The organism is Synechococcus sp. A15-24 (assembly GCF_014280195.1).
Lineage (GTDB): Bacteria > Cyanobacteriota > Cyanobacteriia > PCC-6307 > Cyanobiaceae > Parasynechococcus.
The window spans coordinates 484044-500404 of sequence record NZ_CP047960.1 but is presented as its reverse complement, the minus strand read 5'-3'; the positions used below and the strand labels follow the sequence as shown (position 1 = coordinate 500404).

The window sequence follows — 16361 nt, the reverse complement described above, 5'->3', positions numbered from 1 at the left end:
CGTGATACAAGAGCTGGGTGCGGTTTGTCCGTCAATCCCCGGCGTCCTTCATGGCCTCTCTTTTCTCCACATTGCAGCGATCCCTGAAGGGACTTCTCATCCTGGTTCCCGTGCTGATCGGACTGGTGATGGCGTCCCCTGCAGAGGCGGCCCGCTGGGATGCCGAGACCCTCACCGTTCCAAGCAACCCTGAGGGCACTGAGGTGACCTTCAGCGAGCAGGAGATCAACACCGGCCGCAAGGTGTTCAACACCAGCTGCGGTACCTGCCACGCCGGTGGCATCACCAAGACCAACCACAACGTGGGCCTCGATCCCGAGACCCTGGCCCTGGCCACGCCAGCCCGCGACAACGTCGACGCCCTGGTGGACTACATGAAGGACCCCACCTCCTACGACGGGGAATACAGCATTGCCGACCTGCACCCGAGCATGCGCGATGCCGAGCTCTATCCCGCCATGCGCGATCTCACCGATGAGGAACTGCGCCTGATGGCCGGCTACATCCTGGTGGCGCCCAAGGTTCAGGGCACCGCCTGGGGCGGCGGCAAGATCTACTTCTGATTGCGACCATCAATCGGATTCACTTACCCCAGCGGCCCTGAAGCCACTGGGGTTTTCTGTTGGCTCTGCAGGGGATGGGGGAAGGAGATTGAGCGGCTCCATCGAACGGGGATGGCGGCTGTACCACCACTCCTGCAGCTCACGGCTGAACCGCACCGAAAACAGCGTCAGCACCGTGGCGGTGGGCCGGGAGCCCGGCTGAAGCAATTCAACGGCATAGGAGGGGCAACGCCGCGCCGCCAGGTCCGGAACAAAGCGACGCCCCACTCGACGCCAGCTGGGCTCCTTGCTGCGCCAGGCCAACCGACAACAGGGCCAGGGCAACTCCTCACGATCGAACAGGCGGCAGCAGGGGCCGATCACGCGGAAGCTGTACTGCCCCCCGGGGCTGGTGTGAATGCTGCCGGCCTCCAGCAGTTCCTCGACATCGGGACGGCTCACGGCGACAGCGGGAAGGTCAGGGTCATGCAAGGGTGCTGAGCAACAAAAAACCACCCCCGCAGGGGTGGTTGAAGTGAAAACCCGAGATTGGGTGAAGGGCTCAATAAAGCTCTTCCTCGGCGTGGGTCTTGATGGTGCAGTCGGAGGTGGGGTAAGCCACGCAGGTGAGCACGAAACCGGCTTCGATCTGGTCGTCGTCCAGGAAGCTCTGGTCGGACTGATCGACGGTGCCAGCGGTGATCTTGCCGGCGCAGGTGGAGCAAGCGCCAGCGCGGCAGGAGTAGGGCAGGTCGATGCCCTGCTCTTCAGCAGCGTCGAGGATGTACTGGTCGTCGGGCACTTCGATGGTCTTGTTGAGACCTTCGCTCTCGCTGACCAGGGTGACCTTGTAGGAAGCCATGACTTGGTGAATGCGTACAGGGTCCCGGTTGGCCGGTCCTGCAGGACCGCACTTATCTACTGCAGACAGGGGTGATCCCGCGGGTTCTGGGCCTGCGACCGATCAGGTCCAATCGGAGACCATCCACTGATAAGCCTGGCTTATTACTTTTCCGGTCTCAGCGGCGCTGAATCTCGAGCAGGCCCCAACGCCCCTGGGAGCCCCGTGCCGACACTCGCCAGCCCAGGTCCCCCAGCACCTGCTCCAGCCTGGGGGCCTGGTCCACCAGCAGGCCACTCAGCAGCGCACGACCCTCAGGGGCCACCAGAGCCTCGAACCCTGGAGCCAGCGCCTCGATCACCGGCGCCAGGATGTTGCACAGCAAGAGATCGGCCCGACGTCCCTCCAGCAGGTGCTGCAGGGCCTCCACCGATCCCAGGCTTACCTTCAGCTGATCGGCGGGGCGTCCGTTGAGCTCGCGGTTGTCGCCTGTGGCCCGCACCGCCAGGGAATCGGTGTCAGCCGCCACCACGGAAGTGGCTCCCAATCCCAGGGCCGCCAACCCCAGCACCCCGCTACCGCAACCCAGATCCGCCACCAGGGCGCCGACGGGTGGAGCCTGCTCCAGCGCCTCGAGGCAAAGGCGCGTTGTGGGGTGGCTGCCGGTGCCGAAGGCGCTGCCTGGATCCATGCGGATCACCAGCCGTTCGCCGTGCTCGGGTGGCACCTCCAGCCAGGCCGGCAGGATCAGCAGCCCCTCCCCCACCGGATCCGGCTGCCAGTGCTGCTTCCAGCTCAGGCTCCAGTCCTCATCCGCCACGTCATCCCAGTGGCCCTGCGGCTGCGGCAACCCGAAGGGTTCCGCCAGGGGCTCCAGACTGGCCAGGAGCTGCTGACGTTCCGCTTCAGGCCATTCCGGCTGCGGCAACCACAGCAACAGCTGCTTCTGATCCGGCGTCTCCGGCGCGTGCTGCACCGCATGGCGGTGCAGGCCCAGGTCAGTCAGTTTCCAAACGAGCGACTCCTCCAGCTGAGGAGGACAGGCCATCGTCAGACGCCACCACATCAGAGGCTGACCGGATGGGCTTCCTGGATGCCGTCAATCGCGGTGATCGTCTGCAACAACGCTGCCGGGATCGGGTCATCGATGCTGAGCACCATCACCGCATCACCACGGATGATCTTGCGTCCCACCTGCATCGCCGCGATGTTCACGTTGTGCTCGCCGAGCATCGATCCCAGCTGACCGATGATGCCGGGCATGTCCCGGTGGCGGGTGAACAGCATGTGACTGCTGGGGGTCACGTTCACCGGGAATTCATCAATGCTGGTGATCCGCAGCTCCCCATCAGCGAACACAGCCCCGGTGACGCTGCGGCTGCCCTGATCACCGCGACTGATCAGCTGCAGCGAGCCGCCGGCGTAATCACGGCTGGCCTCATCCTTCACCTCCAGCACGCGGATGCCTCGGGCCTTGGCCTCCAACGAGGCATTCACGAAATTGATGCTGTCCCCCAGCACCGCCCCCAGCAGACCCTTTAAGGAGGCGATCACCAGCGGCTGGGAGGGATGGCTGGCGAAATCCCCCTGCAACCGAAGTTCCAACTCCTGAACCTGACCACCGGACAGCTGACTCACCAGTCCGCCGACGGTCTCCGCCAGTTGCAGGTGCGGCTTCAGCCGCTCCATGATCTCGGCGCTCAGGCCGGGGATGTTGACGGCACTGCGTGCCGGCAGGCCCAGCAACACATCGCGGATCTGTTCCGCCACATCGATCGCCACATTCTCCTGAGCCTCCTCCGTCGAAGCGCCGAGGTGAGGGGTCAGCACCAACCCGCGCTCCACCGCCCGCAGGGGTGAGTCCTCCGCCAGTGGCTCGCTGGCATACACATCCAAACCGGCACCGGCGATAACGCCGTTGTTGATGGCCTCAGTGATGGCCGCTTCATCCACCACGCCACCCCGGGCGCAGTTCACGATCCGCGCCGTGGGTTTCATCGTGCGCAGCAGTTCCGCATTCACCAGGTTCTCGGTGTCCTTGGTGCGGGGGATGTGCAAGGTCACGTAATCCGCAGTGCGGAACAACTCATCCAGCTCGGTGAGCCGCACCTGCATCTGCTGGGCGCGATCAGCAGCAATGAAGGGGTCATAGGCGATCACCTCCATGCCCATAGCCCGGGCGACGCGGGCGACATGGGAGCCGATCTTGCCCAGACCCACCACGCCAAGCGTCTTCTTGTAGAGCTCGTTGCCGACGTATTTCTTTCGATCCCACTTGCCGGCCCGCATACCCGCATGGGCCTGGGGCACGTGCCGCGACAGTGACAGCATCATCGCCAGGGCATGCTCCGCCGCCGCAATGGTGTTGCCCTCAGGGGAATTCACCACCAGCACCCCGCGCTGGGTGGCCGCCGGCACATCGACGTTGTCCACACCGACCCCGGCGCGACCGATGATCTTGAGCTTGGATGCAGCCGCGATCACCTCGGCGGTCACCTGGGTGCCGGAACGGATCATCAATCCGTCGTAATCACCGATCACGCTGACCAGTTCCTCGGGGGAGAGACCAGGACGCTGGTCCACCTGAGCCACTTGGCTGAGAATGTCGACCCCGGCCTGATCAATCGGGTCGGAAACCAGAACTTTGGACATCGCTGGGCGCGGTACTGCCGCGCCGAACTGTAGTGATCGGCATTCACTGCCCCGGAACTTCGAAGGACAGGGTTCAGAATTCAAGCCACAAGCTGTGTGCGAATGCCCGTCTGCGTCGTGGTTCTGTCCGATCAAGCGGCAGCCGAAGGACTGACCCAGCAGCTGCGGGACACAGACGTTCCCCTGCTGATGTGCCAGGCGATTCCGCCGGAGGGGGACGTCATCGACAGCGTGGCCCTGCTCAGTCCCAACCTCACCCGCCAACGGCGCCAGAAGGCCATGGCCCGCTGGCTGATGCCCTTCGGGTTTCTGGCCGGCGTGACCTTCACCAAGATCACCAACCTCACCACTTTTGCCGCCTTCGGGCCGTGGGGGGAAACACTGATCGGTGGATTGATGGGAATGGGTTCCGGCCTGATGGGCAGTTACGCCGCGGCGGCCAGCGTGGATTCCGACAACGAAGCCGGCGTGCGCATCCTGCGCAACCGACGCGATGAAGGCTCCTGGCTGGTGCTGGTGGAGACCCCCAACGGCATCGAAGCGCCCTGGCAGGTGGTGCAACGCAGCCGCCCGCAGCAGGTGGTGCGCCTGAACGATCTGTGAGGCTGCCGCGGGAAGACCTGTTGACCAAGGCCCGTCATCCCGAGGGCCTGGCCGTGTTGTTGGATCTGGCCGAGCAGGTGCTTCGCACTTGGCAACCGAGCTGGAGCCCCTTTCTTGACGCCCCCCTCCAGGAGGAAGCGCTGGAGCGGTTGAGTGACCTCAGCGAACTGGCCTGGCACCGCGACGGTGGTCACCCAGGCGCCGAACGTTGCCGCTTGCTCTGTCATCGCCGCGATCAGCCTGTGGAGAGCACCCCCCCGATCCAGGGACTTCTGATCGAAGGCAACTTTCTGTTTGACCCCCTAACGCCTGAGGATCTGCGATCGGCCCTGCACAACATGGGAGCCCAGCCGGAGGATCTCGGCGACCTCTGGGTGCGCGGCGATCGCGGTGGTCAGGGACTGATCAGCCCGGATGCGGCCGAGCTGCTGCAGGGGCGCCGCGGCCGGCTGCGGGATGTGGAGATTCACTGCGACGTGGTCGAGATCACGCAGCTGCAGTTGCCGGCCCAACGCAATCCCAAACAGCTCACCACCGTGGAGGCCTCCTGCCGAATCGATGCCATTGCCTCAGCCGGATTCGGGCTGTCTCGATCCAAGGTGGTCAGTCAGATCAAGGCCGGACGCCTGCGGTTGAACTGGGAACCGGTCCGCCAGGGGAGTCGCGAACTGAAGGTGGGTGATCGCCTGCAGCTGCAGGATCGCGGCTGTCTGGAGCTGTTGTCCTGCACTCTGACCAAGCGGGAGCGCTGGCGAATTGAACTGATGCGCCGCTGAGGTGCAGGCAGGCCTGCTGCTAATCTCAAATCCCGAAATCAACCGACAGTGCACGTTGGTTGTCTTCGTTTCGGGCGATTAGCTCAGGGGTAGAGCACTACATTGACATTGTAGGAGTCACTGGTTCAAATCCAGTATCGCCCATTTCATATCAGAGCAGCAATTAATTTCTGCTGGAAAGTGTCACTCAGCAGAATTTTTTCAAAACAACTATTAGTATTTCTACTTATCCCCGTAGGCTTCTGCGCATCTGGCTCGCTTGTAATCGATGGTCCAAACCGTCGTCGTAGGACTTGGGCGCTCGGGTGAAGGTGCGGCCCGCCTCCTGCAAGCAACGGGCCATCCCGTTGCCGTGATCGACTCGGGCCAGAGCGAGCAACTCGAGAAGAAAGCAGAGGGGCTGCGCCAACAGGGTGTCGAGGTTCAACTTCAGGCACCGCTTGCGATCGACAGCTTCCGTCCCTGGCTGGACCAACTGCAGCGGGTAGTGATCAGCCCGGGCATTCCCTGGGATCACCCCACACTCGAAGACTTACGCCAACGCGATGTTGCCGTGGATGGAGAGATGGCGGTGGCCTGGGACGCCTTGAAGCACATCCCCTGGGTGGGCATCACCGGCACCAACGGCAAAACCACCGTCACCCACCTGCTCAGCCACGTGCTCTCCCAAGCCGGACTGGCAGCTCCCATGGGCGGAAACATGGGAGTGTCCGCCGCCGAAATGGCCCTGACCCTGCAGCAGGAGCAAACCTGCGCCCCCGACTGGCTGGTGATGGAACTCAGCAGCTATCAGATTGAAGCCGCCGACCGCATCCGCCCCCGAATCGGCATCTGGACCACCCTCACCCCGGACCACCTGGAACGGCACGGCACGGTGGAGGCCTATCGAGCAATCAAGCGCGGCCTGCTCGAACGCTCGGACCACGCCATCTTCAACGCCGACGATCCAGACCTGCGACAGCAGCGCCAAAGCTGGACTGGTGGCACCTGGGTCAGCGCCGAGTCGGCGCGACCCGATGGTCAACCCGCCGACCTGTGGATCAACGGCGAGGGTTGGGTCTGTGATCAATCACAGCCGTTGTTCCCCGCTGAAGCACTGGCCATGCCGGGGTCCCACAACCGCCAGAACCTGCTGCTGGTAACCGCCGCGGCGCTGCAGATTGGCCTCAGCCCTGCCTCAATCGAAGCGGGGCTGCGTTTCTTCCCGGGAGTCCCTCATCGCCTCGAACCGCTCGGGCGCATCAGAAACGCGCAGGTGTTCAACGACAGCAAGGCCACCAATTACGACGCTGCTGCGGTGGGATTGAAGGCGATGCAGGGGCCGGTGGTGGTGCTGGCGGGAGGATCCACCAAACAGGGTGATGCCAGCGGTTGGCTGGAGGAACTGAACCGCAAAGCATGCGCCGTGGTGCTGTTCGGCGCCGGCGCCGAGGAGCTGCATGGGCTCATCACAGGGGCAAACTTCACGGGAGAGCTGACCCGCCGCACAGACCTAACCTCTGCCGTTAAGGAAGCGGTGCGGTCTGCTGAGGCGCTGGGGGCATCCAGCCTGCTGCTCTCACCAGCGTGCGCCAGCTTTGATCAATACCGCGACTTCGAAGCCCGCGGCGATCACTTCAAACAGCTGATTCATCAGGTTCAGAGCGGGTTGAGCTGAGACAAATCGACTCCATTGATCCCCCGATTCCGGCTGAAACGCGGATGATGTCTTTAATCGTGAGGGGAGTGCACGTGGCCTTCTGGCTGATGAAAAGCGAGCCCGAGGCCTATGGAATCGACGACCTCCGTCGTGAAGGCAGCACGCTCTGGGATGGCATCCGCAACTACCAGGCCCGCAACTTCATGCGTTCGATGGCCATCGGCGACCAGGCTTTCTTTTATCACTCGAACTGCAAGCCCCCCGGGATCATCGGTCTGATGGAGGTGGAGGAGATCGGCCTGGTGGATCCCACCCAGTTCGTTCCTGATGCCAAGTACTACGACCCGAAATCCAACCGCGACAAGCCCCGCTGGGACTGCGCCAGGCTGCGGTTTCTGGGGGAATTCCAGCAGCTGCTGAGCCTTGATCAACTTCGGGAGCAGTACAGCGAGGAGCAACTGCCGGTGATCAAACGTGGCAACCGTCTCTCGATCCTGCCGGTACCGGATGCCACGGCCGCCGACCTGCTGGAACGCCTTGGCCCCCTCCACTGAGCTGCCTCTGGTCACCCTGCTGCCCCGGGCCTGGATCGGCTTTGGAAAAGCGCCCTGGCGCTGTGTGGGCCTGGCCAGCGCGCTACTGCTGAGCGCCATCGGTCCGGCGTTACTTGGGGAGGATCTCCGCCAGCTCGGCTTTGGCTGGCTCGGGGATCTGATGGTGGCAGCGAGCCTGGTGCTACCCCTACTGCCCCTGCTTGCTCTGTTGTGCCTGGCGGACCAGCTTTTGCCGGCGGAGTCGACATCCAAGCCTCCACTCCGCTGGGGTTGGATGCTGCGGCAGGCCACAGGATTGGTGCTGCTCGAGCTGCTGCTGCTTCTGGGGGGTCTGGCCCTGATCAAGACCCTGAGCTGGGCGGCAGGCCGGATGAGCACCACCCTCGCTGGACTGGTGGTGGTGAGCGGCGGGCTGCTGATGCTGGCCTGGCTGTTCAGCCAGGTCCTGGCCCTACCGCTGCTGGTGCATCACCGCCACAGAGCACTTCAGGCGATGGATCACAGCCGGCAACTGGTGCGCCCGAAGGCTTGAAGGTGCTGGCGTTGCTGGGATTGCTCATCGGCATCAATCTGCTTGGTCTGATCGGTGCCTCCCTGGGCCTGCTGTTGAGCCTTCCGTTCAGCGCCCTGATCCTGATGGCCTGCTGCCGCACTCAAACGCCGTGCAGCAGCGTTTCCCGCCGAAACATGTTGCCCACGTAGACGCGCGTGATTTCCCGGGACTCGACCCCGTTCTGCACCAGGAAGCCCGCTAGCGCTGCCTGCACCAGCCGGTATTGATCCCAGTTGGGATGTCCCTCGATGAAGCGGGTCATGGCCTGCTGCAGCGGCAGAGGCATCTCTGTTTGAAAACTGACGACGCTGTCATCACCGACGGCCATGGACTCCGGCTGTTGAGACATCTCACCGCTCTCGATTGCTCACCAGTTCTCCACACGGCAAGGGCCGCGTCAAGGGCGGAGCGGATCCTGTTGTTCGCATCGATCTCCGATTGAGATCAAGGCTCTGACTGCAGTCCTGGCCACGGCTGGACCCAGCCAGAGGCCAGTGCGACCTGCAGGCCCACTCGTCAACCAGTGCGACCAACAAAACGACCTTTTCCACAGCCCCACTCCCTCAGACGCATCAGCAACAACCCCCTGTGGAAAAGCTGTGCACAAGCCGGGGGTGCCTGGTGGAAGGGATCAATCAGCGCCCATTGATCAGTCACGCTGATCAATTGTGGTGTCCCACAGCGTTCTCATCGCCGCGACCATCGCCGCACTTGCCGGAGCGGGCCAGTGGCCCTCAACACCCCGTCCCGAGTCCGGCGTCAACACAACGGACAGGCTCCAGCTGCCGCGGTCGCCCTGCAGACACCCCCACCAGAGCCCGCGATCCAGCTCCAGCTCAATCGCCTCCTCGGCCATTAGTTGATCCACCAGCGCGCGATGCTGGCGTTCCAGGGTCAGCACAAGATCGGACAGTGCCTCCCATTCGGGCTGGGTCAGCTCAAACGCCCAACCCTCTCCTCCGATCAGGACGGGATGAACGCCGCGGGATGGATCCCGGGCCAAACGCCAACCGGGACCCTCCTGTTGAATCACGTCCTCGCCGCAATCAGCCGGGCAGCAGGTCGGGCTGATCCTGCTCGTCGCTCAGCTCGACGATGGCGCGCTGCACGGGCTTCACGCTGGATTCCTCCAGCAGCCCATCGAAGTCATCAAAGCGGCGTTGCTTGGCCCGAAAGGCAATGCGCACTGTGGTGAGGTAACGGTTGCTGGATTGCCGAATCAGGCTTTCACCGCGCTTGGCGAGGTCACTGGAATCCACACCTGCAGAAATCACGAGCTGTTCTCGCAGAATACTTCACCTTAGTTGGCCACCTCAAGCCAGCTGATCGCTGTGAAACGGCACATGCATCGGATAGCTGCGCTGCAACGATCCGGGCACCCGCAGCACGATCTGGCGTCCCAGCCCCAGGGCCGCCAGGGGAAGTCTCAGGTGCACCAGCAGGCCACTCATCTGCTCGAAATGGGCTGCATCGACGCATTCGATCCGAATGCTGCCCCAGCTGCGACGCATGCGGCAATCCCGCAGGGGTTCCAGCAGCTCCTCCATCAGGGGATCCTCCCGATAGAAGGAAAAAATCAGCTGCTGCAGGCGATCCATCCAGGCGGGTCCCACTAATCTCAATCTTCATTCACCGTGCCCTCATCACGGTCCGGACCGGCGTGGGAGAAGAAAAGCTTCAGAATTCAGCCATCGCAGGCACCCTGGCCATCGACCTGGGCAGCACCACCACCGTGGTGGCCTTCGCGGCAGCCGGTGAACGCAACCCCCGCCTGCTGGATCTGCCCCCGATCAGCCAGCGCGTCGGGGAAGTGCCCAGCCTGCTCTGGCTCAGCGACGAATCTCCTCTGCTTGGGCAACAGGTGCTTGAAGCGGGGCTTGCCGACCAGGACGACCCCCGCCTGGCCAGGGACTTCAAGCGCCACATCGGCAGCCAAGAGATTGACAGTCAAGACAAAGGCAGCCAGGTCAAGGGCGATCAGGCCGCCAGGGCCGGCGCCCTGCTGCTCACAGGAATCTGGAGTCTCCTGCCCCAGCAGCTACAGGTGGAACGGCTGGTGCTGACGGCGCCGGTGGAGACCTACCGCAGCTACCGCAGCTGGCTGTTGGAGGCCTGTGCTGCGCTGCCGGTGGAGGAGATCGCCCTGGTGGACGAACCCACCGCAGCGGCGATCGGAGCCGGCCTCCCCCCTGGCGCGCGACTGCTCGTGGTGGATCTCGGCGGCAGCACCCTCGACCTGGCGCTGGTGGCGCTGCAGGGGGGTGAAGGCAAAGCGGCTCCGATCGCCCAGCTGCTGCGGCTGGGGGGCCGTCAACTGGGGGAAAGCAGCCGCCAACGCTTGCGCAATGCCGACGTGCTGGGCAAGGCGGGCCTGCGGCTGGGGGGGCGCGACGTAGATCTCTGGATCGCGGCCGAATGCTGCCCGGAGGCGCCGCTAACCCCAGCGTTGCTGAACGCAGCGGAACGGCTCAAATGCCGACTCAGTGATCCGGAGCTGGCGGAGCAGAGCGTTCTCGAGGAGACACCGACAGGCGGGGGCAACCAACCGTTGCGGATGTCGCGTCGTCAGCTGGAGGGCCTGCTGGAAGAACGGGGGCTAGCAGACGCCCTGCGGCAGCTGCTGGAGGCCACCCTCGCGGGGGGGCGACGGCACGGCTGCGACCTCAGCGAACTGGATGCCGTAGTGGCGGTGGGCGGCGGCGCGCAGCTGCCTTGGCTGCGCCGCTGGTTGGAGGAGCACACGGCCCCGGCGCCGCTGTTGACCCCACCCCCGGTGGAGGCGGTGGCACTTGGAGCCCTCAGCCTCACGCCGGGCGTGGCGATCCGGGATGTGCTGCAACACGGCGTGTCGCTGCGCATCTGGGACCAGCGCAGTCAGCAGCATCGCTGGCATCCCCTGTTCGTGGCCGGACAGCCATGGCCAAGTCCGCAACCATTTGAGCTGGTGCTGGCCGCCAGCTGCGATGGCCAGACCGAGCTGGAGCTGCTGTTGGGAGAACCAGCAGCAGAGCGTCGCTTCAGCGTGATTGAGATGAATGGTGTGCCCACCCTTCAACGGGAAGAGGAGGGTGACCTCCGCCATCAACCCTGGCCCGATCCCGCCGCGCCCCTGCCCTTGAATCCACCGGGCCGAGCGGGTGAGGACTGCCTGCGCCTGAGCCTGCGGGTGGACGCTGACGCCAGGCTCCAGGCCGAAGTCGCCGACTGTCGCACCGGTCGCCGCTTGCCGGATCGACAACTTGGCCAAGTCCGCTGACCAGGCCGTCCACCAAAGCCTTCCCCCCGCCAACGAACTCCATACAACGACATCAGCAACAGGTTTGTTCAGTGGCGCCAGGCCGCCCGATGCTGCTGCAGCTGTGGGTCGTGGGGACCCTCACGCTGGTGCTGGGGCTCACTGCCGGTGCTCTCTGGTGGGAACGGCAGCTGCCGCGCCAATTGCGGCAGGCGATCACCAGCGAGGACTGGAGCCTTTGCCTCGAGGTCACCGAGCAACTGGCCGCCCTGCGCTGGCTGGGGGAGGGCGCACCGCAGGAGCAGGCCCACTGCCGGCGGCAGCGGGCTGTACAGCATTGGAACAACGGTGATCAGGCTTCTGCGCTGGTTCTGCAGCGACAGCTGGTGCAATCCCGCCAGGCTGACGCCAAGGATCTGGAGCAGCTGCAGGCTTGGCGACGGGAGCTGCGGAAGCTGGCGATGCAGCACTTTCGAGCCGGCGCACTGGAGGCAGCCATCACGCTGCTGGAACCGCTGGACCGCAAACCCAGCTCCAGCAGCAACCGCTTCAGTGACAGCCTCCGGGAAACCTGGAACCGCAACCGTCTCGAGGCCGAGCGGCTGCACCAACTCGTCCAGCAGGAACGCTGGTGGGAAGCCCTCGACAGCCACAACCGCCTCGACCACCCCTGGTGGCAGACCCAGACGCAGCCCCAGCGCCGCACGGTTGAACAGGCGATCGCCCGGATCGGGGACAGCCAGGAACACCACCAGCACGGGGACGCCCGCTCGGATGTGATCAGCGGCGCGGAACTGGACCGGGCCGTTCAACAGCAGCTCGACCTGGGGCTGGAGCCATGGCAGGCCTTTGAAGCGGGCTGCCGCGCCTTGGGTGGGCAGGTGGAAGAAGACGGCCCGGAGAGTTTCTGCCGCCGGCGGGACCCGACAGGGGCGTGACAAAATGCCTTCACGACGGAGTCAGGGTTCATGCAGGCGGGAGACAAAGTGACGGTGGAGGCCTCCGTTGTGGTCTTCAACCATCCTCAGCATCGGGGCGAAGCCTTCGACATGAAGGGCCAGAGCGGAGAGGTGGTGTCCGTTCTCAACGACTGGAAGGGTCGTGTGATCAGTCCCACCCTGCCGGTGATCGTGGCCTTCGGTCGCTACAAGGCACATTTCCGCGCCGACGAACTCACGACGGCCGGTTGATCCGCCTCAGGAAGACCCCTTCCTCCCCATCGACATCCCGCAAGCGCAGTTCGATCGTTTCGCTGCGGCGGGTTGGCACCACACGGCCACAGAAATCCGGCTGAATCGGCAGCTCCCTATGGCCGCGATCCACCATGGCCAGCAGCATCACCCGCTGGGCGCGTCCCCAGCTCTGCAGCGCTTCAAGGGCGGCCCGCACCGTTCGTCCGGTGAAGATCACATCGTCCACCAGCACCACCTGGCGGCCCTCAACGCTGTTGGGCAGGGTGGTGACCTGGGGTAAACGTGTGCCGATCCGCTCCAGATCATCCCGGTGAAAGGTGGGATCGATGGCGCCCTGGGCTATGGCATGACCGCTGAGCCGCTCCAGCTCTCGGGCCAACACCTTGGACAACTGAACCCCGCGGGTGGGGATGCCCAGAAGCATCAGAGTGCGGCTGTCATCCACGGTTTCCAACACCTGGGTGGCCAGGCGCGCCAGGGTCCGGCCCAGCTCCCGTTCCGAGAGAATCTCAACCCGATCGGTGTCCGGCGGTTCTGTCATGAAGCGGTGACGGTGTGGTGATCTCTGGAAAGACGAGCCTGGCGCCCTATAGAGCGTTAGGTTGAATCTGCAAAAGTCCTTAAGAACCGACGAGCGCGGGGGGTACGTGGACCAGAGCAGTGCCAAGGGTTCAGGACGTGAGGCGGGTGTAGCCCCAGTCGTTCTCACCATTCTGGATGGCTGGGGACACCGCAACGACAGCGAACACAACGCCATCCGCCAGGGCGACACGCCGGTAATGGAAGCGTTGTGGCATGCCTATCCCCGTACCCTGATTCAGGCCAGTGGTTCCCATGTGGGGCTGCCGGATCAGCAGATGGGCAACTCCGAGGTGGGCCACCTCACCATCGGTGCCGGTCGGATCATCCGCCAGGAATTGGTGCGGATCAGCGACACGGTGCGTGACGACCAGTTGAAGAACACCCCCGCGCTGGTGGAACTTGCGGAGCGTTTACGGAACGGCACTGGCACCCTCCACCTTCTGGGACTCTGCTCCGATGGCGGTGTCCACAGCCACGTCAACCACCTCTGCGGACTGATCCACTGGGCAGCGGTGGCCGGCATCAAAAAAGTGGCTGTTCATGCCATCACCGATGGCCGGGACACCCCCACCCAGAGCGCGATGGGTTCCATCGCGCTGGTGCTAAGGGCGATTGAGGAGGCTGGCGTCGGTCATCTTGCCAGCCTCTGCGGCCGTTACTGGGCGATGGATCGCGACAAACGCTGGGATCGCACGGGAAAGGCCTACGACCTCTACACCGACCCCACACGTCCCGTCAGTGACCAGAGCCCGCAGCAACTGTTGGCCGAGAGCTACGCCGCTGGCATCACCGATGAATTCCTGGAGCCCGTGCGCCTCAGCAACGACGTGATGCAGGACGGCGACAGCGTGCTGGTCTTCAACTTCCGTCCGGATCGGGCTCGCCAGATCGTGCAGACCCTCTGCCTGGACGATTTCGACGGCTTTGAGCGCCGCCACACGCCCAAGTTGGATGTGGTCACCTTCACCCAGGTCGAACAGGACCTGCCGGTGTCGGTGGCGTTCCCCCCGGAACCGCTGGATGACCTGCTGGGTCAGGTGGTGGCCGAAGCCGGATTGCGACAGTACCGCACGGCGGAAACCGAGAAGTACCCCCACGTCACCTACTTCATGAACGGTGGTATCGAGCAACCGTTGCCTGGGGAGGAGCGGCACCTGGTGCCCTCACCGCGGGTGGCCACCTACGACCTCTCACCGGCCATGTCGGCGGACCAGCTCACGGACAGCTGCATCGCTGCGATTGACCAGGGCAGGTACAGCCTGATCGTGATCAACTACGCCAACCCCGACATGGTGGGGCACACCGGCGTGATGGACGCGGCCACCGAAGCCATTGCCACCGTCGATCGCTGCATCGGACGGTTGCTGGATGCCGTCGGTCGCCGAGGCGGCACCATGCTGATCACCGCGGACCACGGCAACGCCGAACTGATGCAAGGCCCCGATGGTCAGGCCTGGACGGCCCACACCACCAACCCTGTGCCCTGCATCCTCGTGGAGGGTGAACAACGCAAGCTGCCGGGTCATGGCAACGACATCAGCCTGCGTGAGGACGGTGGTTTGGCCGACATTGCACCGACCCTGCTGCAGATCCTCAACCTGGAGCAACCGGCGGCGATGACGGGTCGTAGCCTGATCGAGCCGGTATCGAATGTCGATCCGTCGCCTTTGTCCGCCCGTTTACCTCTTCCCGTCTGATGCTCACGTCCATCCTGTCCTGGACCTGGATCGGCAGCGGTCTACTACTGATCGTTCTGGTGCTGCTTCATAGCCCCAAGGGGGATGGCATGGGTGGCCTGGCTGCCAGTGGCAGCTCAATGTTCAGCAGTGCCAGCAGCGCCGAAGCGACCCTGAACCGGGTCACCTGGACCTGCCTGGCCATCTTTCTCAGCTTGGCGGTGATACTCAGCGCGGGATGGCTGGGCTGACAATTAAGCCTTCCCAATTAAACATATTCTCACTTCAAGTGATCCGCCCTAATCGAACTGCAGCGCACAAGCTCACAGCAAATTAACATAAAATTGAAACGAAAACTTCACCCAAAAAACCTGTCGAATAAATTAGCAAAGCAATTTAAAGTCTCTAAACGGGTAAAGTTTTCAATCTACAGCATGATACACAATGGCTTCTGTTCTACTGCAAATCTTTTTAACTTGCTGTTTCAAAAATATACGCCACTTGATCGAGTTCGCAAATTAATTTATTTTCGTATTTACGAACATCATCTAAATTTCTACAATTATGAATCTTCCTGGCAAAATCAAATAACTTTTTTCTGGACCCAATGGAGCTTAAATCACATTGGCCCTGTTCTTGCAAGAAATAAAGAGAATTTGCACCATACTTACGGCAATACTTTTCATTAGATTCCGCAAAATTCTGAGCAATAGTAGCTTTGGCGACCTCTAAAAGATCTGCAGACCCAGGAAGCTTGCCTAATAATTTCTGTTCAAGCCGAAATAAATCAGAAGCCTTCTGAATGAGATCATTGCTTTCATGCGGGCCTGGCAAAAAAGAAGAATCAAGGGAGTCATTACATATGTGAAGAGCGACAGACTCACACAACAAAGGATTGAACGATGGATTCGAACGAGAGGGCAATCCCGATAAGCTCACCTCTTCTATATCGCCAACGCCAACTTTTCTAATGAAATCGCTAATCAAGGAATAATTGAAATCTACCGTAGGAATATGAGAGCTTTTAATGATTACGTTACCACTAAATGCCAAAATTGCCTTCTCTAGGGATTGATAATATTCATACCAATCGCCTTGCCGTTGCTCCTCAAAGCTCATGACAGAATTAACAAACATTCTCCTCTCGTGAGGCAGGAATATCTCGTACGAGAGATCATTCTTCTGAAAAAAATTAATATCCGCTCTGAGCCTGCCCTTGGCGCGAAAATACCATTGCTTGTACTCAGACAGATAGTAAGAATATTGAGATCTTGTATACCCAATAATAACAACTGTCAGCTCAGGTATTAGCTTTGAGGCTCGCTCAACCAGTTTTGCCACTACATCAGGATAATTTCCAAGTATTTCATTGCTAAGCACTAAACAAACATCATCTTTGCAAATCTCAGCGAACTGAATATCAAGCTCATGGTCAGGGATTGCTTTAAATTGCTGATGCATCCGAACAGCGAGGCCAGGAGGGAAGATCCTGAATTTTAATTTTTGAGAAGAATC

General features: G+C 62.2%; 22 protein-coding genes and 1 tRNA gene. 12 read left to right on the top strand and 11 right to left on the bottom strand.

Features of this window, described 5'->3' with window-relative positions:
* The first annotated feature begins 50 nt into the window (after nucleotides 1–50).
* Nucleotides 51–563, top strand: coding sequence for a photosystem II cytochrome c-550 (gene psbV, locus SynA1524_RS02595; RefSeq protein WP_222930504.1), 513 nt, complete (start codon nucleotides 51–53; stop codon nucleotides 561–563).
* Nucleotides 564–572: 9 nt separating this feature from the next.
* Here the strand turns inward: psbV and SynA1524_RS02590 are convergent, their stop codons facing one another.
* The 4 genes from SynA1524_RS02590 to serA all read right to left on the bottom strand — a co-directional run bounded on the left by SynA1524_RS02590 (nucleotide 573) and on the right by serA (nucleotide 4035).
* Entirely contained in the window at nucleotides 573–1004 is a 432-nt protein-coding gene (locus SynA1524_RS02590) for a DUF8632 family protein (protein ID WP_286188639.1), read from the bottom strand.
* A gap of 100 nt (nucleotides 1005–1104) precedes the next feature.
* Complete coding sequence (locus SynA1524_RS02585; protein ID WP_006043345.1) at nucleotides 1105–1404, bottom strand: ferredoxin; 300 nt, start codon at nucleotides 1402–1404, stop codon at nucleotides 1105–1107.
* Nucleotides 1405–1561: 157 nt separating this feature from the next.
* Nucleotides 1562–2449 (bottom strand): 50S ribosomal protein L11 methyltransferase, encoded by an 888-nt coding sequence (gene prmA / locus SynA1524_RS02580; RefSeq protein ID WP_186498817.1) that lies wholly within the window; start codon nucleotides 2447–2449, stop codon nucleotides 1562–1564.
* Nucleotides 2449–4035 carry a phosphoglycerate dehydrogenase gene (gene serA, locus SynA1524_RS02575; protein ID WP_186498816.1) on the bottom strand — a complete coding sequence of 529 codons (1587 nt, stop codon included), beginning with the start codon at nucleotides 4033–4035 and terminating at the stop codon, nucleotides 2449–2451. The genes prmA and serA overlap by 1 nt, the downstream gene beginning before the upstream one ends.
* A 102-nt stretch (nucleotides 4036–4137) precedes the next feature.
* On the opposite strand from serA, the gene SynA1524_RS02570 reads away from it, so the two are divergent.
* From SynA1524_RS02570 to SynA1524_RS02545, 6 genes are all read left to right on the top strand, one after another.
* Nucleotides 4138–4638, top strand: a complete 501-nt coding sequence (locus SynA1524_RS02570; protein ID WP_186498815.1) for a hypothetical protein — start codon at nucleotides 4138–4140, stop codon at nucleotides 4636–4638.
* Nucleotides 4635–5414 (top strand): photosystem II electron transport protein, Sll1252 family, encoded by a 780-nt coding sequence (locus tag SynA1524_RS02565; RefSeq protein WP_186498814.1) that lies wholly within the window; start codon nucleotides 4635–4637, stop codon nucleotides 5412–5414. The genes SynA1524_RS02570 and SynA1524_RS02565 overlap by 4 nt, the downstream gene beginning before the upstream one ends.
* 72 nt (nucleotides 5415–5486) lie before the next feature.
* Nucleotides 5487–5558 (top strand) — tRNA-Val (locus SynA1524_RS02560).
* Between the two features lie 124 nt (nucleotides 5559–5682).
* Nucleotides 5683–7071, top strand: coding sequence for a UDP-N-acetylmuramoyl-L-alanine--D-glutamate ligase (gene murD / locus SynA1524_RS02555; RefSeq protein WP_186498813.1), 1389 nt, complete (start codon nucleotides 5683–5685; stop codon nucleotides 7069–7071).
* 89 nt (nucleotides 7072–7160) lie between these two features.
* Entirely contained in the window at nucleotides 7161–7607 is a 447-nt protein-coding gene (locus SynA1524_RS02550) for an EVE domain-containing protein (RefSeq protein ID WP_186499461.1), read from the top strand.
* Complete coding sequence (locus tag SynA1524_RS02545; protein WP_353616572.1) at nucleotides 7591–8139, top strand: hypothetical protein; 549 nt, start codon at nucleotides 7591–7593, stop codon at nucleotides 8137–8139. Before SynA1524_RS02550 ends, SynA1524_RS02545 begins: the two co-directional genes overlap by 17 nt.
* On the opposite strand, the gene SynA1524_RS13170 is transcribed toward SynA1524_RS02545, so the two are convergent.
* The 5 genes from SynA1524_RS13170 to SynA1524_RS02525 form a co-directional block, all read right to left on the bottom strand.
* Nucleotides 8106–8264 (bottom strand): hypothetical protein, encoded by a 159-nt coding sequence (locus tag SynA1524_RS13170; protein WP_353616571.1) that lies wholly within the window; start codon nucleotides 8262–8264, stop codon nucleotides 8106–8108. The genes SynA1524_RS02545 and SynA1524_RS13170 overlap by 34 nt on opposite strands.
* On the bottom strand, nucleotides 8261–8509 hold the full coding sequence (locus tag SynA1524_RS02540; protein ID WP_186498812.1) for a DUF2811 domain-containing protein: 249 nt from the start codon (nucleotides 8507–8509) through the stop codon (nucleotides 8261–8263). Before SynA1524_RS02540 ends, SynA1524_RS13170 begins: the two co-directional genes overlap by 4 nt.
* 300 nt (nucleotides 8510–8809) lie before the next feature.
* Entirely contained in the window at nucleotides 8810–9193 is a 384-nt protein-coding gene (locus tag SynA1524_RS02535; protein ID WP_186498811.1) for a DUF1818 family protein, read from the bottom strand.
* A 13-nt stretch (nucleotides 9194–9206) separates the two neighbouring features.
* Nucleotides 9207–9434, bottom strand: coding sequence for a DNA-directed RNA polymerase subunit omega (locus SynA1524_RS02530; protein WP_009790464.1), 228 nt, complete (start codon nucleotides 9432–9434; stop codon nucleotides 9207–9209).
* 39 nt (nucleotides 9435–9473) lie between these two features.
* Nucleotides 9474–9758: a hypothetical protein gene (locus SynA1524_RS02525; RefSeq protein WP_186498810.1), complete on the bottom strand. Its 285-nt coding sequence runs from the start codon at nucleotides 9756–9758 to the stop codon at nucleotides 9474–9476.
* A 62-nt stretch (nucleotides 9759–9820) separates the two neighbouring features.
* Between SynA1524_RS02525 and SynA1524_RS02520 the strand changes: the two genes are divergently transcribed.
* From SynA1524_RS02520 to SynA1524_RS02510, 3 genes are all read left to right on the top strand, one after another.
* Nucleotides 9821–11416 carry an Hsp70 family protein gene (locus SynA1524_RS02520; RefSeq protein ID WP_186498809.1) on the top strand — a complete coding sequence of 532 codons (1596 nt, stop codon included), beginning with the start codon at nucleotides 9821–9823 and terminating at the stop codon, nucleotides 11414–11416.
* Nucleotides 11417–11505: 89 nt separating this feature from the next.
* Nucleotides 11506–12333: a hypothetical protein gene (locus SynA1524_RS02515; RefSeq protein WP_286188638.1), complete on the top strand. Its 828-nt coding sequence runs from the start codon at nucleotides 11506–11508 to the stop codon at nucleotides 12331–12333.
* A 30-nt stretch (nucleotides 12334–12363) separates the two neighbouring features.
* A complete protein-coding gene (locus SynA1524_RS02510; protein WP_011127392.1) occupies nucleotides 12364–12585 on the top strand; it encodes a ferredoxin-thioredoxin reductase variable chain in 222 nt (73 codons plus the stop codon).
* Here the strand turns inward: SynA1524_RS02510 and pyrR are convergent.
* Entirely contained in the window at nucleotides 12569–13129 is a 561-nt protein-coding gene (gene pyrR, locus SynA1524_RS02505; RefSeq protein ID WP_186498807.1) for a bifunctional pyr operon transcriptional regulator/uracil phosphoribosyltransferase PyrR, read from the bottom strand. The two genes, SynA1524_RS02510 and pyrR, sit on opposite strands and share 17 nt — an antisense overlap.
* A 106-nt stretch (nucleotides 13130–13235) precedes the next feature.
* Here pyrR and gpmI point away from each other — a divergent pair, with 106 nt between their 5' ends.
* On the top strand, nucleotides 13236–14867 hold the full coding sequence (gene gpmI, locus SynA1524_RS02500; RefSeq protein ID WP_186499460.1) for a 2,3-bisphosphoglycerate-independent phosphoglycerate mutase: 1632 nt from the start codon (nucleotides 13236–13238) through the stop codon (nucleotides 14865–14867).
* The gene (gene secG, locus SynA1524_RS02495; protein WP_011127389.1) at nucleotides 14867–15097 is read left to right on the top strand and encodes a preprotein translocase subunit SecG; all 231 of its coding nucleotides are present in this window, start codon (nucleotides 14867–14869) and stop codon (nucleotides 15095–15097) included. Before gpmI ends, secG begins: the two co-directional genes overlap by 1 nt.
* A gap of 220 nt (nucleotides 15098–15317) precedes the next feature.
* On the opposite strand, the gene SynA1524_RS02490 is transcribed toward secG, so the two are convergent.
* On the bottom strand, nucleotides 15318–16307 hold the full coding sequence (locus tag SynA1524_RS02490) for a hypothetical protein (RefSeq protein WP_222930503.1): 990 nt from the start codon (nucleotides 16305–16307) through the stop codon (nucleotides 15318–15320).
* Nucleotides 16308–16361 lie beyond the last annotated feature (54 nt).

Coding starts and splice junctions, on each gene's coding strand:
- SynA1524_RS02510 (WP_011127392.1), top strand. CDS start 12,364: ATGCAGGCGGGAGACAAAGTGACGGTGGAGGCCTCCGTTGTGGTCTTC.
- SynA1524_RS02525 (WP_186498810.1), bottom strand. CDS start 9,758: ATGGATCGCCTGCAGCAGCTGATTTTTTCCTTCTATCGGGAGGATCCC.
- prmA (WP_186498817.1), bottom strand. CDS start 2,449: ATGTGGTGGCGTCTGACGATGGCCTGTCCTCCTCAGCTGGAGGAGTCG.
- SynA1524_RS02570 (WP_186498815.1), top strand. CDS start 4,138: ATGCCCGTCTGCGTCGTGGTTCTGTCCGATCAAGCGGCAGCCGAAGGA.
- SynA1524_RS02585 (WP_006043345.1), bottom strand. CDS start 1,404: ATGGCTTCCTACAAGGTCACCCTGGTCAGCGAGAGCGAAGGTCTCAAC.
- serA (WP_186498816.1), bottom strand. CDS start 4,035: ATGTCCAAAGTTCTGGTTTCCGACCCGATTGATCAGGCCGGGGTCGAC.
- SynA1524_RS02490 (WP_222930503.1), bottom strand. CDS start 16,307: ATGCATCAGCAATTTAAAGCAATCCCTGACCATGAGCTTGATATTCAG.
- murD (WP_186498813.1), top strand. CDS start 5,683: ATGGTCCAAACCGTCGTCGTAGGACTTGGGCGCTCGGGTGAAGGTGCG.
- SynA1524_RS02550 (WP_186499461.1), top strand. CDS start 7,161: ATGAAAAGCGAGCCCGAGGCCTATGGAATCGACGACCTCCGTCGTGAA.
- SynA1524_RS02540 (WP_186498812.1), bottom strand. CDS start 8,509: ATGTCTCAACAGCCGGAGTCCATGGCCGTCGGTGATGACAGCGTCGTC.
- secG (WP_011127389.1), top strand. CDS start 14,867: ATGCTCACGTCCATCCTGTCCTGGACCTGGATCGGCAGCGGTCTACTA.
- pyrR (WP_186498807.1), bottom strand. CDS start 13,129: ATGACAGAACCGCCGGACACCGATCGGGTTGAGATTCTCTCGGAACGG.
- SynA1524_RS02515 (WP_286188638.1), top strand. CDS start 11,506: ATGCTGCTGCAGCTGTGGGTCGTGGGGACCCTCACGCTGGTGCTGGGG.
- psbV (WP_222930504.1), top strand. CDS start 51: ATGGCCTCTCTTTTCTCCACATTGCAGCGATCCCTGAAGGGACTTCTC.